Annotated in this window: 16 protein-coding genes; 11 read left to right on the top strand and 5 right to left on the bottom strand. The window is 38.0% G+C overall.

The window, feature by feature from the left end; translation table 11 throughout:
• The first annotated feature begins 316 nt into the window (after positions 1-316).
• The 5 genes from J4Q03_RS14860 to J4Q03_RS14840 all read left to right on the top strand — a co-directional run bounded on the left by J4Q03_RS14860 (position 317) and on the right by J4Q03_RS14840 (position 6,809).
• Entirely contained in the window at positions 317-2,863 is a 2,547-nt protein-coding gene (locus tag J4Q03_RS14860; RefSeq protein ID WP_426048920.1) for a DNA translocase FtsK 4TM domain-containing protein, read from the top strand.
• A gap of 64 nt (positions 2,864-2,927) precedes the next feature.
• Positions 2,928-3,575, top strand: coding sequence for a LolA family protein (locus J4Q03_RS14855; RefSeq protein WP_426048919.1), 648 nt, complete (start codon positions 2,928-2,930; stop codon positions 3,573-3,575).
• A 109-nt stretch (positions 3,576-3,684) separates the two neighbouring features.
• Positions 3,685-5,139, top strand: a complete 1,455-nt coding sequence (locus J4Q03_RS14850) for an LptF/LptG family permease (protein ID WP_426048918.1) — start codon at positions 3,685-3,687, stop codon at positions 5,137-5,139.
• Between the two features lie 149 nt (positions 5,140-5,288).
• Positions 5,289-6,080 carry a hypothetical protein gene (locus tag J4Q03_RS14845; RefSeq protein ID WP_426048917.1) on the top strand — a complete coding sequence of 264 codons (792 nt, stop codon included), beginning with the start codon at positions 5,289-5,291 and terminating at the stop codon, positions 6,078-6,080.
• Positions 6,081-6,167: 87 nt separating this feature from the next.
• Positions 6,168-6,809 (top strand): hypothetical protein, encoded by a 642-nt coding sequence (locus J4Q03_RS14840; protein WP_426048916.1) that lies wholly within the window; start codon positions 6,168-6,170, stop codon positions 6,807-6,809.
• A gap of 50 nt (positions 6,810-6,859) precedes the next feature.
• Here J4Q03_RS14840 and frr read toward each other — a convergent pair whose 3' ends face one another.
• Both frr and pyrH read right to left on the bottom strand, forming a co-directional pair.
• Positions 6,860-7,414, bottom strand: a complete 555-nt coding sequence (gene frr, locus J4Q03_RS14835) for a ribosome recycling factor (protein ID WP_426048915.1) — start codon at positions 7,412-7,414, stop codon at positions 6,860-6,862.
• Between the two features lie 125 nt (positions 7,415-7,539).
• Positions 7,540-8,247 carry a UMP kinase gene (gene pyrH, locus J4Q03_RS14830; RefSeq protein WP_111953202.1) on the bottom strand — a complete coding sequence of 236 codons (708 nt, stop codon included), beginning with the start codon at positions 8,245-8,247 and terminating at the stop codon, positions 7,540-7,542.
• 166 nt (positions 8,248-8,413) lie between these two features.
• Between pyrH and porQ the strand changes: the two genes are divergently transcribed.
• The 5 genes from porQ (at position 8,414) to J4Q03_RS14805 (ending at position 11,494) form a co-directional block, all read left to right on the top strand.
• A complete protein-coding gene (gene porQ, locus J4Q03_RS14825) occupies positions 8,414-9,406 on the top strand; it encodes a type IX secretion system protein PorQ (RefSeq protein WP_426048914.1) in 993 nt (330 codons plus the stop codon).
• Between the two features lie 82 nt (positions 9,407-9,488).
• Positions 9,489-10,163 (top strand): (d)CMP kinase, encoded by a 675-nt coding sequence (cmk, locus tag J4Q03_RS14820; protein WP_426048913.1) that lies wholly within the window; start codon positions 9,489-9,491, stop codon positions 10,161-10,163.
• 92 nt (positions 10,164-10,255) lie between these two features.
• Entirely contained in the window at positions 10,256-10,606 is a 351-nt protein-coding gene (locus J4Q03_RS14815) for a YtxH domain-containing protein (protein ID WP_034707904.1), read from the top strand.
• 78 nt (positions 10,607-10,684) lie between these two features.
• Positions 10,685-10,993, top strand: a complete 309-nt coding sequence (locus J4Q03_RS14810) for a phage holin family protein (protein WP_111953196.1) — start codon at positions 10,685-10,687, stop codon at positions 10,991-10,993.
• A 3-nt stretch (positions 10,994-10,996) separates the two neighbouring features.
• Positions 10,997-11,494: a phosphoribosyl-ATP pyrophosphatase gene (locus J4Q03_RS14805; protein WP_426048912.1), complete on the top strand. Its 498-nt coding sequence runs from the start codon at positions 10,997-10,999 to the stop codon at positions 11,492-11,494.
• A gap of 111 nt (positions 11,495-11,605) precedes the next feature.
• Here the strand turns inward: J4Q03_RS14805 and J4Q03_RS14800 are convergent, their stop codons facing one another.
• Positions 11,606-12,331 (bottom strand): TrmH family RNA methyltransferase, encoded by a 726-nt coding sequence (locus tag J4Q03_RS14800; RefSeq protein ID WP_426048911.1) that lies wholly within the window; start codon positions 12,329-12,331, stop codon positions 11,606-11,608.
• Here J4Q03_RS14800 and J4Q03_RS14795 point away from each other — a divergent pair.
• On the top strand, positions 12,317-14,920 hold the full coding sequence (locus J4Q03_RS14795; protein ID WP_426048910.1) for a BamA/TamA family outer membrane protein: 2,604 nt from the start codon (positions 12,317-12,319) through the stop codon (positions 14,918-14,920). The two genes, J4Q03_RS14800 and J4Q03_RS14795, sit on opposite strands and share 15 nt — an antisense overlap.
• Here the strand turns inward: J4Q03_RS14795 and J4Q03_RS14790 are convergent.
• Positions 14,917-15,507, bottom strand: a complete 591-nt coding sequence (locus J4Q03_RS14790; RefSeq protein WP_426048909.1) for a SanA/YdcF family protein — start codon at positions 15,505-15,507, stop codon at positions 14,917-14,919. The genes J4Q03_RS14795 and J4Q03_RS14790 overlap by 4 nt on opposite strands.
• Before the next feature lie 23 nt (positions 15,508-15,530).
• On the bottom strand, positions 15,531-16,655 hold the full coding sequence (locus J4Q03_RS14785; RefSeq protein ID WP_426048908.1) for a ferredoxin--NADP reductase: 1,125 nt from the start codon (positions 16,653-16,655) through the stop codon (positions 15,531-15,533).
• Position 16,656: the final 1 nt, after the last annotated feature.

Genomic DNA, 16,656 nt, shown 5'->3' with positions numbered 1-16,656 from the left:
GTATTCTCAGCGCCAGTCGAAATATTTTTAATGTAATATTGTTAATATAAATAAGGTTACGTAAAATGCCAGAGCATTTCTGACAGGATTTTTTCATGATTTTACGCTTTTAAATTTTATGGAACAAAATTAGTGGAGCAATAGCTGCTTACTTTTTGAGTTAGGTCGAAAGCACCTATTGTAGTACATTTCAGCAAAAAAAATGTCTTAAAAACGCTGTATAATTTTAAAAAATAACCCTAAATTACGCTATCTTTTTGAAGAAAAAAAGATTCTATTAATGTTGAAAAAACATTAAATTTGCCACATTGATATTATGGATAAAAAGACACAGACAAAACAGACCGAATCGCCTGACAAAGGCAGAATATTATCTAAGCCGCGCATATTTTTCGGGCTTACCTTTATACTTTTCTCTGTCGTTCTGGCATTTTCGTTCGTCTCTTATTTGATGAACTGGAAAGCAGATCAGAGCCAGGCAGGAACCATGACCGACAAAACTATAAAATCGTCAAATATCTTTGGGAAGGTGGGCGACTGGCTGGGAAATATTTTCATATTCGAAAGCATCGGGATCGCATCATTTATCATTGCCTTCTTATTTTTGGTTGTGGGAACCTTAATTCTTAAAAAAAGGACCTTTAAGCCATGGAAAACCATCGGACATTCTTTATTTTTTATCTGCTGGCTTCCTATTTTTATGGGAGCGGTAACTAAAGGGCAAGGTGTTTTGGGTGGTGTTTACGGGTACCAGATCATGGACTATCTGAACGCCATTATCGGACCTGTAGGACTTTGGGTGGTCCTTGTTTCAAGCATTCTTTTATATTTCATTTTGGAATTCAATCTTCGTCCGAGCTCTATTAAAGCTAAGCTGGACAAGATTAACGACAGTACAATCGGTAAAGTAAAATCCATGATACCAAGCTCAGAAGAAAACTTTGAAGCAGACGACGAACTCCAGGAGGAAGCTGAAGAAGCAGGGCTTAATGTTACCGTTACAGATGTTCCGAATAAGGCTAAAACTGAAGAACAGGAACCGGTAAGTGTTCCTAAAGGTTTTCCTGAAGTTCAGCCTGTAGCAGATCTGGACACTATCGTAACGCCTAATCAGACTTCTTTTGAAGAGGAAGAAAAGCCTGTCAGCTTAAATCTGAATGCAAAACCTTCTGTACCTACTTCAACGCCGGAGCAGGCTTTTGATATGACCCCGGTAAGTCCGGCTGTTAGTCCGGTTCCACCAGTTTCCACCCAACCTCAGGACAACATTAAATTTAATGTAGAGATCGCTCCGGTGATAGATGTATTGGATGATTCGGACAGAAAATCCCAGGAACTGGTAGAAAAACACGGCCTTTATGATCATAAACTTGATCTGGCAGGTTTCCAGATGCCTACAGTGGAATTGCTGAAAGATTATGGCAGCGAAGAAATCTCAATTAATCAGGAAGAATTAGAAGAAAATAAAAATAAGATTGTAGGCCTTTTAAAGAACTTCAATGTCGGTATTTCCGAGATCAAGGCAACGATAGGACCAACGGTTACTTTATATGAAATTGTTCCGGAAGCCGGAATCAGAGTGGCGGCTATTAAAAAACTTCAGGATGATATTGCTCTGAATCTTTCTGCTTTAGGAATCAGGATCATTGCTCCAATGCCCGGAAAAGGAACAATAGGAATTGAAGTGCCGAGAAAAAATCCTACCATGGTTTCCATGCGTTCGGTTATTGCTTCTCACAAATTCCAGAATACCGATATGGATCTTCCCGTGGTGTTCGGGAAAACCATTTCTAATGAGGTATTCATGGCCGATCTTTCAAAAATGCCTCACTTACTGATGGCTGGTGCTACAGGACAGGGTAAATCTGTAGGAATTAATGCCATTCTTACTTCTCTTCTTTACAAAAAACATCCGAGCGAACTGAAATTCGTTATGGTGGACCCTAAAAAAGTAGAGCTTTCATTATATTCAAAAATTGAAAGACATTATCTGGCTAAACTTCCGGATGCAGATGAAGCCATCATTACAGACACAAATAAAGTAATCAATACCCTGAACTCTCTTTGTGTAGAGATGGATACCAGATATGATCTTCTAAAAAATGCATTCTGTAAGAATTTAAAGGAATACAATAAAAAGTTTACAGAAAGAAAATTAAATCCTGAAAACGGACACCGTTATTTACCATACATTGTTTTGGTAGTGGATGAGTTTGCGGATTTGATCATGACAGCAGGAAAAGAAGTGGAACTTCCGATTGCCAGACTCGCACAGCTTGCAAGAGCCGTAGGAATCCACCTTATTGTGGCTACACAGAGACCTTCTGTAAATGTAATTACGGGTATGATCAAGGCCAACTTCCCTGCCAGAGCTGCCTTCAGAGTAATTTCCAGTGTGGATTCCAGAACAATTCTGGATTCTCCGGGTGCAGACCAGTTAATTGGTAAAGGTGATATGCTTTATTTCAACGGAAATGAGATCTTAAGACTTCAGTGTGCTTTTGTAGATACACCGGAAGTGGAAAGACTGGCAGAATATATCGGCGAGCAGAAAGGTTACTCATCCGCATTCCTTCTTCCGGAATTTGTTTCCGAAGATTCCACAAGCACGGTAGGTGCTTTTGATCCGAATGAAAAGGATGCCTTATTTGAAGAAGCCGCAAGAATCATTGTTTCTACACAGCAGGGATCTACTTCTATGTTACAGAGACAGCTGAAACTGGGCTATAACAGAGCAGGAAGAATTATGGACCAGCTTGAAGCCACCGGTATTGTAGGAGGATTTAACGGAGCAAAAGCAAGAGAGGTGATTATCAGTGACCTGCATTCTTTGGAACAGTTTTTGGAAGATTTGCGTAGTTAAAGGAAAATGCTTTATAAATTAAACCTTGAAGCATTAGAATGTTTAAAGTTTATTAAATAAGAAAATGAAAAATATTATTTCAAAAGTTATAGCCGGAAGTTTTTTAATAGGTGCTGTAGGATTTGTCCAGGCACAGAAAATTGATGCAAAAGCTAAAAAAATTCTCGACGACATCACAGCCAACTACAAATCTAAAAAGAACTCTTACTTCAAGTTTTCTTTCGGAACCGGCGTGAACGGACAGGTAACCAAAACAGAACCGGGAATTTACTATTCCGCAGGGGATAAATACAAGCTGAAGATCATGGATACGGAACAGATCTTTGACGGAAGTAAAATCTACAATATTAATGCAGATGATATGGAAGTAACCATTGCAAAGCCTAACGGAAGCAGCAGCATGTTCTCCCCTATCAATTATCTTTCAACCTACAGAAATGATTATAACGTCACCTATAACGGGAAAAAGAATGTAAACGGAGTGAATGCAGATTTCATTAAACTAACCCCGATAAAATCTAACGGAATTCAACACGTATATCTTTTTGTAGATTCTGCAAAAAAACAGATGGTAAAACTGGAGCAGCACGGAAATAATAAAGATGTAGCTGTAATTGCCATCAAGGAATACAAAGAAAACCAGACACTGGATTCCAATATGTTCGTTTTTGACAAAAATAAGTTTAAAAACTACGTGATCACAGAGCTTTAAATGGGGAAAGACGGAAAGGAGTGATTTGCTTTTCCCCTGTTAAATAAAAAGTAATAAAAATATAAGAGCCACAAGTACAACTTTGTGGCTTTTTGATTAATTTTGGCGCATGTTAAAAATACTAGACCGATATATCATAAAAACCTTCTTTGGACCGTTTTTCTTTATATTCAGCGTTTTGTTTTTCATCTTTATTGTAAACATTATCTGGGTTCAGCTTGGGCAGTTCATGGGAAAAGGATTAAGCTACTGGCAGATCCTTAAACTTCTTTTTTACCTTGGGGTAAGTGTTATCAGTATGGTACTGCCGCTTACGATCCTTTTGGCGAGTATCATGTCCTTCGGTGAATTTGGGGAACGGTATGAACTCGCAGCGATGAAAGCAGCAGGAATTTCCCTGACAAGAGTAATGGCGCCCCTGATGGGAGTATCAATCATACTGGCAGTCATGCTTTTCTTTTTCTCTAATAATATCATTCCGGATTTCCAGAAGAAGGCAAAGAATATGCTTTTCAATATTGCACAAACCAAACCCGCACTTAATTTCACCCCCGGACAGTTCATCGATCAGATTCCGGGATATATGGTAAAGTTTGACAAGATTAATGGTGAGAACGGTGAAAGCATTGAAGGGGTTTTTATACATAGAAAAGCCGGCACGTATGAAAATCAGCAGTCTATTGTGGCAGAAAAAGGAAAATTTGTTCCTGCAGCCAATAAAAACTATCTGAAACTGGAGCTTTATAACGGTTATATACTTGAAGACAATTTCGCAGGAAAGGGAGAGAATGTAAGGCTTAAACAGCCGGATCAGTCCATCAAATTTGATACTTTAGTGTCACATTTTGACATCAGTGAGATTATTAATAAGGCCATTGAAAAGGAACAGATCACGGACGATTACCGTTTTCAGACATATGGACAGCTTAACGGAACGGTTGCTAAAAATAAGAAAGAAAATGCTACTTTCTTTTCAAATATCGGTGCCGATGTTTTGAGCCAGACCAATTCCGTGATCAACTATATGGATAAAACAAAATCCAAAGCAGTGGCGAAACAACAGATCAAACTGGACACTGTGAAAGAACAAAAAAAGCTGGAGATCATTGCTAATGCCTACAACAGACTGGATAATCTGAAATCTACATCGATGGGTAAAAAGAGTGAATTCAGCTCCAATGTGAAATACTTCAGCAAGGTCGTTATTTACCAGCAGCGGATTATATCTTATTCCGTAACGTGTATCATCTTTTTCCTGATCGGAGCCAGCTTAGGATCCATCATCAGAAAAGGGGGAATGGGACTTCCCGTAATTATTGCCATCGTTATTTTCATTGTTTTTTATGTGATGAACCTCGGTATTGAAAACATTGCATGGGGAGGCGGAATGGATCCTTATCTGGCTGCGTGGCTTCCTAACCTTATCCTTCTGCCTTTTGGAGTATGGATGACCTACAAAGCGCTTACCGACTCACAGCTGTTTGATGCTGAAAAATATAAAGCACTGTTCAAGCCGATCACTAAGAGATTCTCGAAAAGCAAAGAACATCAGAGATATCAGTAAATTTTATTAAAAGATTTTAGAATTTAATCATTTAAAGATATTCAGGCCCGGAAATTCCGGGTCTTTTTTGTTTAAGCTGTGGTATTCATTCGTTCGCCATAAGGTTTAAAAAGCTATATTTACAAAAATTTGTTAAAAACGATAATTACATGAAGAAAGTATTAGTATTAAGCCTGTTTACATTGATATCTTTCAATGCCTATGCCCAGGAAGACAACACGGATTATGAATTGAGAACCGACGAAAAATACGGCTATATCATCGATAAAAGCGGAAAGAAAATTGAAGGGATTGTAAGACTGAACGGAGATGCCATGAGCCCGTGGAGCAATCAGAAAAAAGTAAAATTCGTTGCGGTTTCGGAGATCGACAAGTCTAAAAAGAAACAAAAGTTCAAGACCCTTGATCCGGACGATATTAAAGAATATGTTGCTTTTGATGAAAACAATGATGAAAGGCACTTTGAAATGATCAAGTACACGAACACCAAAGAAGGTTTCAATACAGCTACCGGAGGTTTAAGCGGGAATATCAAAGCATTCAACAACCTTACAAAAAGCAATCAGTTTGCAGAAGTGGTAAAAGACGGTAAAATCAAAGTCTATAAGTTATATGGCTACCCTACTACATTCTCTGCCGGCGGCCAGATCGCGGTAGCCGAAAAGGAAACAGAAAGAATGAGAAATTCCCCTTCTTACATCTACTCTAAAAGAGGAGGTAAAATTGAGGAGCTGACTTTAGCCAAAGCCAAAATGATCATTTCAGACTGCAGCTATGCAAAAGGGAAGTTAACAAGCGGTTCCTACGCTTCTCTTAAAAACGACGAAAAGAAAAGATCCGGATTAGGAAAGCTGATCAAAAGCCAGATTGATGACGTCATGTCCAATGTCCCGGAAATTGTGGAGGAAGTGATCACAGATTACAACGAGAATTGTAAATAAAAAATAAACAGAGACTTTCCATTGAGAGTCTCTTTTTTTGTAGCTGGAGAATTTTTGTAATTTTATAAACCATCAAATCAATATTATATGAAAACAATATTCATCACAGCTGTTTTGTTTCTTCCTTTTTCATGTAAAAATGACAAAGATAAAACGGCTCCTACAACACCCGTTTCCATGGACAGTATGATTGTAAAAAAGGATTCACTCCGGAAAAATGCAGCTGATCCTATAACCGAAATCAAAAAGAAATATGGTGTCCTGCAGAGGCAACTGGAGGCAAAAAAACTTAGTTCCAACGGTTTTACATACAATTGTAACGAAGAGCCTTCAGGAAAGGTTACTTTCTTTTCGGATAAGGATGGAATTAAAGTGATAGAACATTTTTATGCTGAACACAGCCATTTTTCAGCATCTGAAAAATATTTCATCAAAAACGGAGAACCCTTCTTCATATTCAGACAAGAAATCGTGTGGAACTTTGATGGCGGAACTCCGGAAAAACCTATTACTAAAGATGATATTACAGAAACACGCATCTATCTTCAGGATAATAAACCGCTGAAATGCCTTGAAAAGAAATACAGTATAAGATCGGATAACAAAGAAAAAAATATTGCCGATCAAATCTCCGGAAAAGAAATTAAATGCAAGACAGATGAACTGTTGAAAACTTATCAGTCTTTATGGAAACATAAGGATGAGAAAGGAAAAATACAATGTCTTTAAAACAAAAAGAGGCTTCATAAGAAACCTCTTTTTTATTTTTAAATCCAAAATTATACTTTCATAATTTCAGCTTCTTTCGTCTTAAGATGCTCGTCACAAAGTTTTACATGCTTGTCTGTCAGTGCCTGAATTTCTTCTTCAACGCCTTTGATTACATCTTCAGAAACTCCTTCAAGTTTCTTCAGTTCTTTGATCCCGTTTTGTCTTGCGTTTCTTACAACGATTTTAGTGTCTTCAGTTTCTCCTTTAGCCTGTTTAGCCAGTTCTCTTCTTCTTTCCTCTGTTAAAGGCGGAACGTTAAGAATAATATTTTCCCCGTTATTAGAAGGTGCAAAACCTAAATTTGAATTGATGATCGCTTTCTCAATAGCACCAATAGCAGTTCTGTCCCAAGGCTGAATAGAAATAGTCATGGCATCCGGTACAGAAACGTTCGCAACCTGGTTCAGAGGAGTCGGAGCCCCGTAATATTCCACCATTACATCCTGAACCATTGACGTAGAAGCACGTCCTGCTCTAATTCTTTGAAATGCATGATCCAAGTGCTTTACAGCGGCGTCCATGTCGTGCTTTACAGATTCTAATATAAGATCTAATTCTTCCATTATATAGTTAAAATTTGATAAATTACACATTATTATAAATGATGAGTTATAAGTGATAAATGATTAGTAATGAATAATCTTTAAATGATTAAATATTTAAATTTTTCAAATTACCTAACCGCCACCTACAAATCCACTAAAGTTCCTACATTTTCACCATCCACGATTTTTTCTAAATTCCCGTCCTTATTCATATCGAATACAATGATCGGCAATTTATTTTCGTGACTTAAAGTGAAGGCAGTCATATCCATTACCTTAAGATTTTTAGCATATACCTCGTCAAATGACAGTGAGTTATATTTTACAGCATCCGCATTCTTTTCAGGATCCATATCATAGATTCCGTCTACTCTCGTTCCTTTTAAAATGACATCTGCACCGATCTCGATAGCTCTCAAAGTTGCTGCCGTATCCGTTGTAAAATAAGGGTTTCCTGTCCCTGCCCCGAAGATCACTACTCTGCCCTTTTCAAGGTGTCTTACTGCTCTTCTTTTGATGAAAGGCTCAGCTACTTTATCCATTTCAATTGCAGACTGAAGTCTGGTTTTGATTCCTGCATCTTCCAACGCTCCCTGAAGGGCCATTCCGTTGATCACTGTTGCCAGCATTCCCATATAGTCTCCCTGCACTCTATCCATTCCTTTTGCAGCCCCTGCTACTCCACGGAAAATATTTCCTCCTCCAATAACAATCGCAACTTCGCAGCCTTTTTTTACTACTTTCTTGATTTCTGCAGCATATTCCTGCAGTCTTTCATTGTCTATACCATATTGTCTGTTCCCCATTAAGGCCTCACCACTCAGTTTCAGAAGGATTCTTTTATATTTCATCTTTAATTTTTAATAAGCTTTACCGGAGTAATTTTCTCCGAAATTTGATTTTGCAAATATAATCATTAAAAATATTGAATAAAGAAAAATATTTACGCAGAAATAATGTCAGAAATATTTTGATAAGTACGAAAAAGGATTATTTTTGCATTAATTATAAATTGAATTGAAGAAAATTGTCATTTTTTCATTATTTCTGTCAGGAATTGTTTCTTATGCGCAAACAGGAACAAATGTTTATCCTTTCTTAAACATCCCTGTATCTGCCAGACAGGCTGCCCTAGGTGGCGATGCAATTTCCATCAGAGATCATGATGTTTCCTTTGCTATTGCAAACCCGGCCCTCTTAAATAAAGATTCAGACCAACAGCTTTCAGTAAATGCCGCAGCTTATCTTGCTGACTCAAAATATGGAACTGTTGCTTATGCCAGAGACTTTGATAATGGACATATGGCTACAGTGAATGCCAGATACATGACCTACGGAAGCATTCCCAGAACCGATGAAAGCGGTGAACAAAACGGCGAGTTTAAAGCTTCAGATGTAGCCATCGGCGCAGGCTATGCCTACCAGTTCGAAGAGGACTGGACCATTGGCGGTGGCATCAATTTCATTACTTCAAAGATTGATAATTACACTTCTTCTGCGATCTCCGGAACTGCAGGAGTCACCTACCATAATAAAAAAAACAAAGAGGTTCTTTCCCTTGTCATGAGAAATTTTGGCTTTCAGCTCAAATCATTCAATGGAACAAGAGAAAATCTTCCGTTCAGAATAGATCTCGGATATACCAGAATCCTAAAAGCCATTCCGCTTGCTGTGACCATTACGGCCCACGATCTTCAGCAGTTTGATATTTCTTCGGAATATAATGTGAACGGTCAGGAAGTAGGTTTCGGAAGAAAGCTGGCTGATCATTTTTCTATAGGAGCCGAACTTTTCCCTGAGAAAGGGTTCAATATCCGGCTTGGATATAATGCCAAAAGAGGTAATGAGCTTGCTGTAGCAGATCAAAGAAACTTTTCCGGACTTTCAGGCGGGTTTGGAATTAAGCTAAGAAGGTTCCGCATAGATTATGCCCATATCCGTTATCACAACTCATCCAATGTGAACCAGATAGGTGTTTCTATGGACCTTAGCAGCCACGCAGGAGAATAATTTCAATACAAAATTTACATAACAATATAGATTTTTTTCTGTACAACCTTGATTTTTTAAAAAAATTCTTGAAATTTGCGGTATGAAAAAACCTGTAATAGCTATCGATGGGTACTCGTCTACCGGAAAAAGTTCAATCTCCAAAGTCATTGCCGATAAACTGGGTCTTATACATCTGGATACCGGCGCACTTTACAGGGGAATTACATGGTTTGCCATACAGAACTGCATGAATGAGGACGGCTCCATCGATCTTCAGAAACTTTTTTCTTCTTTACATCAGATCGAACTTGAATTCAGGAACAGTGATAATGAACTGATCCTTTACCTGAATCATATCGATATTTCTAAACAGATCCGTACCACAGAAGTTTCTGATAATGTAAGTATTGTCGCAAAACAGAAAGAAGTAAGAGATTTTCTTCTTCACTCACAGCGTTCGCTGGCAGAAAAAGGCGGCATTATCATGGACGGACGTGACATAGGGACAGTAGTTCTGCCAAATGCGGACTATAAATTCTTTCTTACTGCCAGTATTGACGAAAGAACCAACAGAAGGTATTTTGAGTTGGCGGGAATGGGAATCCAGGCAGACAGGGAACAGGTAAAACAAAACCTTACAGATCGCGACAAGATCGACAGCGAAAGGGAAATAGCCCCTTTAAAACAGGCTGAAGATGCTATTGTTATCGACAATACGGAACTTACAAAAGAAGAAACTATAGATCTTATCCTATCTTATATCCGAAAGATTTAACAATTTTTAATAGTACAACGCCTCCTTTGGTATACAAATTGTACATTTTAACACAGAAAACTAATATTTATTAACTATTAAAAAAGCTAAAAATGTCGAAAAACGGAAAAAATACAGCAGGTATATTGGCAGGACTTCTTGCAGGTGCTGCAGCAGGTGTAATCTTAGGAATGCTTTATGCGCCTGAAGAAGGTAAAGAAACAAGAAAAAAAATCAAAGATAAAGCAGGTGACCTAAAAGACCAGGCTAAAAACAAATATGGTGAGGTGTCTGAAAAAGTAAAAGATCAGTATAGTAATATCTCTTCTACTTTCAAAGAAACGGCCAACAGTGTAGCCCATACGGTGAAGGACGGATATGATAAATATAAAGATCAGATTGTTTCCAAAACTGCAGACGTAGTAAAGGATGTAGAAGCAGAACTGAATGATCTTAAAAAATAAATAGTTTATTTTTTGAGTAAATTATGGAAGGAACTTTTTGCGCAAAAGTTCCTTTTTTTGTAACTTTAAAAAAAAACAATGATAGAGACTATTAAAGAATATGCATCAAAGAGAATAGATCTTCTGAAAATTGAAGCTACTGAAAAATCCTCTCTTTCTGCAGGGCTCATTACCTACTTTGTAGTGCTGCTAGTTGCTTTTACTTTTTTTATTATCCTTTTTAATTTTGGAATGGCATTTCTTATCGGCAAAGCACTGGATAATACCTCTTACGGTTTTCTTATCGTTGCCGGATTTTATGTTGTGGTAATGGGCTTTATCATTGCTTTCAAAAATAAGATTGTCAATATGGTGGCGGATCAGGTTATTAAATTTTTAAATCATTAAGCTATGGGCAGAAATTACGAAAGCATCGAAGAACTAAGAAGAAAGAAAAAACTGCTTAAAAGCGAGATCAATGATCTGGAAAACCTTCTTACCTTTAAAAATACAAAAGAAAGCCTGAGTGCATTTACCAATGGCCTTACAGATCAGTATCTGCAGGAAAAAGTGGATGATGACGGTGATGAAAAAGTAGTTCTCCGAAAAGATGTTATTGCCAGGCATCTGACTTCCGAGGTAAAAGATATGTTCATCAACAAACAAACGGCTGTGGGAATTGCCAGTACTGCATTAGGCGGTAACATAACAGACAGTCTGATAAAGCTGGGAATTACTGCTCTGGTCGGCAATTACGCCAAAAAGAACATGAGGAGTCCCAACTGGAAGAAAAAACTTCTGGGTGCGGCCATGATTTACCTCGCTCCTATTGCCCTTAAATATGTCAGAAAGAAGATGGAGGTATACCAAAAAAACAAGAGTGTTTCCAGCCTGGAACAGTTGATATAAAAACTAGAAGTTAGATAGTAGAGGTTAGAAGTTTCAGCTATTTAAAAGCTAATAGTGATACTTTAGGCTTCATCAACTAATTTCTAATATCTAACTTCTAACTTCTAATTTCTATTTGCTAAACAGTTGCCCCAGAATAATTCCTGCTGCCATAGAAACATTCAGGCTTTCTGTAGACTGGGATTTACCAAACCTAGGAATCGTGAGGCACTTTTGCAGAAGTTTCTCCGTCTCCGGTCTCATTCCGTTTCCTTCATTACCAAGGATAAGATTGAGCTTTTCAGGTTTTTCAAAAGTATAGATATTTTCCCCTTCCATATCCGTTCCGATATTGATATTTTCCGTTTCCGAAAGATATTCAACAAGATCTGTATAAATGATATTGACCCTGGTGAAAGAGCCCATTGTGGCCTGAATCACTTTTGGATTGTAAACATCTACGGTATCTTCGCTGCAGATAATCTGTTCTATCCCGAACCAGTCTGCCAGACGGATAATGGTTCCGAGATTACCCGGATCCTGAATACCATCCAGGACCAACTGGACATCCCTGTCCGGCATTTTTTCTTCTTCGGGAAGATAACAAACCGCTACAGAATCTTTAGGTGTTTTAAGAAAACTGATTTTTTTCAGCTCATTTTCAGTGATCTGGATAACCGGAACATCTGTCCGGTCCAGTTTTTGCGGATCGGTAGAAAATATTTCTTTAACTTTAAAATTAGATTCAGAAAGTTCACAAATGATTTTATTACCTTCAACCAAAAACAAATTGTATTTTTGTCTGAACTTCTTTTTATCTAAAGACTGTAAAATTTTTATTGTATGAGCTGTAAGCATTATATGAATTCTCCTCAAAAATATTATAAAATTATCTCATTTGCAACATTTGTTGGTCTCCTTTATGCCTGCAGTACGACTAAAAAAGTTCCGGACGGTGAATATCTGCTTACCAGGAACAACTTTAAGTTTGAAGATAAGAAAGAATCTTTCGATGAGGAACTGAAAGATTATGTACAGCAGAAGCCCAATAAAAAGCAACTTCTTTTCATGCCGTTGGGTTTAGGATTTTATAATATGGCCAATCCTAAATATGATACCTTACTCAACGAATATATGACCTATCCCAGTGAAATGAGAAATCAGAAGCTGAGAGATTCTCTTTTCATTAAATATGATATGAAAAGCAGTGTGGGAAAAACATTGTTTTTGGACCGTTTGCTTCACAGCTGGGGAACCCCGCCTGTACTTCTGGATCAGACGAGAAGTGAAAAAAGTGCTGAGTCTATTGAAAAGAGACTTGTTTACAGGGGATTTTGGGATGCTGATGTTACTTTCAAACATTCTATGGATTCTGCTTCCAAGAAAGCAGCCGTAAATTATTTCATCAGGCATAATGATCCTACCTATATTAAAGATTATTATTACAATATTACGGATCCCTCTGTTAAAGGCCTCTACTGGCAGAAACTTGACAAGAGTCTGATAAGGTCCGGGCAAAGACTTGACCAGACCGTTCTTGAAAAAGAAGTGACAAGAATTACCGAGATGATGCGGGAAAACGGATATTATAGGTTTAATAATTCCAATGAAGAAATCTACTTCGTAGCAGACTCCCTGAAAAGCAGAAAACAGGTTCCCCTTACCCTGGAGATCCATAAAGATTCTGCGGACCATCCTTATAAGGTGGCAACCATCGGAAATATTGATGTGGCCATTGTGAACGAAGCCGGCGATTTTCCGAAAAACACCATTAAGGACAGTTTAAGAAGAATAAGGTTCCATAAAATGGACGAAAGCTACAAAACATCTTCTTTATGGAGAGCCGTAATTGTAGACAGTAAAAAGGTGTATGATCAGAAAGCTCTGGATCTTACAAAGAGAAACTTCATCGCGATGAATAACTTCAGTATTCTGAAGGCAAGAGACTCTCTAAGAAGAGGAGGTGGCATTTCACCCAATGACAGCATTGTTGACGTTCTGTATTTATTGAAACCGCTTCCGAAATATGAGTTGAAACTGGGAACAGATATCAATTATTCTCAAATTCTGAACCTTGGGATATCCCCTTCTGTAGACCTTACCACAAGGAATGTTTTCAGAGGGGCAGAAAACCTTTCTACAAGCATTTCCGGAACATTCGGATCAATCAGAAGTACAAAAGATATTGATAAGAGGGATCTTGCTTACGAAATTTCGGCGCAGGCTTCTCTTAACTTCCCAAGACTTCTGCTTCCTTTCAACTATTATAAGCTCCTTCCTAAAAGATATACCCCGACCTCCTCTATTCTTTTAGGAGCTTCGATACAGAATAATATTGGATTGGGAAGAGTGAATTTCAATACTGGACTGAATTATCAGGCGAACGTCAATGATCAGGTTTCACACAGACTTACCCTTTTCAATACGCAGGTGAGTCTTACAAAAAACAAAGATGCTTATTATGACTATTTCAGTAATGATGAGCTTGTAAGAAAAGATATGTTTGCAAGCTACTTTGCCTATAAACCTCCCGGACTTGAACAGCAGTTTACTTCCGGACAGCTCAGTATTGATGATGTCTCCCAAATGATTCTGCAAGATACGGAATACATACAGACACTGGATAAAAAAGGTCAGGATCTTATTTTAGCATTTACGGGATCCCTGGTCAATAAAGACAGACAGACCCAGGATGTCCTTATTTCGTCAATGATCTATAATTTCGTTTACAATGAGATCGGTAAAAAAGATTATCCGAATGCGTTCTATTTTAACGGTAAAGTGGAGCTTGCGGGTAACATTTTAAGCATCTTCAATCAAAAAAGGGACGAAGGTGGTGTTGTAACAAGCCCACAAAGAACTATTTTCGGGATTCCTTACGCACAGTTCGTGAAATTTGATATTGATACCAGAAAATATTTTAAATTCAACGGCAATCAGACTCTGGTTTTACGCCAGTTCATCGGGGTGGGTATTCCTTTCGGAAACTCCACGAATATGCCTGTAATTAAGTCTTATTTCAACGGTGGATCTAATGATATAAGAGCATGGGTTGCATTCGGAGGATTGGGTCCGGCAGATTCTCAGGTGGATGAAAGAGTGCGTACATATATGACGGACAACGTAAAGCTTACTACCAACATTGAATATAGAATTCCTTTCAATGAAATGTATGAAGGAGCTATATTTACAGATATCGGGAATACGTGGAGCCTTAAAAACTATAATGACGGCTACGGTGATGAATTCAAATTCAATAAATTCTTGGGACAAATGGGAATCGGAAGCGGGTTTGGTTTAAGGGTAAATGTAGCTTACATTACTTTCAGACTTGATCTTGCCTATAAGATCTATGATCCGAATAAGCCTGATGGAGACCGATGGAGGTTTAAGAATTTCCAGCCTTTCAAACCTACATTGAACATCGCGTTTGGATATCCTTTCTAATCCGGAGAAATTCCCAGTATGAAATAAACTACAGCAATCACTCTGGCGAGTACTTCCCTGAATTGGTTTCTGTAGTAACTTTCCGGCTTGTTGACATCCTGCGCATCAAAACCCAGGGCGTTCATCGTGTTGTTCCTTGCAAAAAACAAGGCACGTAGATTATGAAAGCCCTGTGATACAATAATCACATCTTTCTTTTTGTAAACATCTTTACAGCGCAGAATGCTTTTATAGGTGTTGAATCCTTTCGGATCTTCTATGATGATGTCTCCCGGAACCCCTTCCTGATTAACCAGGTAATTTTTCATGGCAGCAGGCTCGTTATATCCCCTGCTTTTTTCTCCGCTTACAATAATCTGCTTGATTTTACCATGATGATAAAGAAGTGCTGCAGCATCCATTCTTTTCGTAAAATACGGATTGGAGAGGCCAGATCTCATCTTTGGAGAAGTTCCCAATACCAGGGCAATTTCCCGTGGCGGAATTTTAGAAATCTTGGTATAGGTACGTCCGTTCGTAAGCCCGAAAACCCATGCATTACAAAGACATATCAGCAGAATTCCTATTTCTGCCGATACAAACCCCAAGTTAAATATGTTCCTGATAATTCTCAACTAAGGTCAAAGTTAAGCTTTATTTTCTTACTTTTTACAATGGACATGCATGCCAGTATTTTACCCTGTGCTTCTTCTTTTTCAGTCAGATATTCATTTTCAAGCAGTTCCACTTCTCCTTCTTCAAGATAGCATTCGCAACTCCCGCATATTCCGGATTTGCATGAATAAGGAACCGGAAAATTCTGGATCAGAAGCTGCTGTAGGATTTTCTCTCTGTTATCAGGAAGATGGGTTTCATATTCTTTTCCAAGTATTTTAAATTTAACTTCCACATTTTCAATCAGTGGAAATTCTTTTTCTACAGGATAAATATCATCATTGTACTCTTCAAAAAGTTCAAAATGAATATTCTTTTTCGGAATTCCGTGGTGATAACAGGCATTGGCCAGCGATTTGATCATTTCTCCTTTTCCACATATTAACACTTCATCTACCGCATCCCAAATGGTAGACTCTTCATCTGTATCATCGAGATGGAGAATCTGGTTAATAATTAAGTTCAGTTTTTTTTCATCCAGCCTTCCATAGAAAAACTGATCTGCCGTCTTTTCTTTTGAAAAAAAGTAAAAAATCTGAAGTCTTTCCCCATGCATTCTGGCAAGATTATCCAATTGTTCTCTGTAAATAACTTCTTCCGAACTTTTGTTTCCAAAAAATAAAAAAAGTCTGGTACGCGGTTCTGTATGAAGGATATTCTTAAAATGACTCAGTACCGGAGTAATTCCTATTCCGGCTGCAAAGGCAACAATTGTCCGGAATTCGCTCGGCTTGGAAACTAAGGTAAACCTACCGGAAGGTTCTCCTACCATCAGCTCATCTCCAACATTATAGTTTTTGAACAGCTCCGAAGTGGCTCCACTGGGAGAATTCACTTTTATTCCAAGACAGATTTTTTTCTCATAAGGAGCCGAGGTCATTGAATAATCATTAATGACTTCTTCACCGTGAGCGATAAATTTTATGCTTACAAATTGTCCCGCTTCAAACTTGAAATTTTCCTTCAGATTCCCGGGAATCTCGAATTCCAGAGAAAAAGTATTTTTGGTCAGTTGTTCCTTTTTCGCTATTTTTAACGGATGAAACTGTATCAGTTTCCCTTTATAGATTTGTTGTTCCATA

Origin of the sequence: Chryseobacterium sp. NFX27 (assembly GCF_049887855.1) — a bacterium.
GTDB lineage: Bacteria > Bacteroidota > Bacteroidia > Flavobacteriales > Weeksellaceae > Chryseobacterium.
Note: the sequence above shows the minus strand (reverse complement) of the source record. Positions and strands in the feature narration are given on the sequence as shown.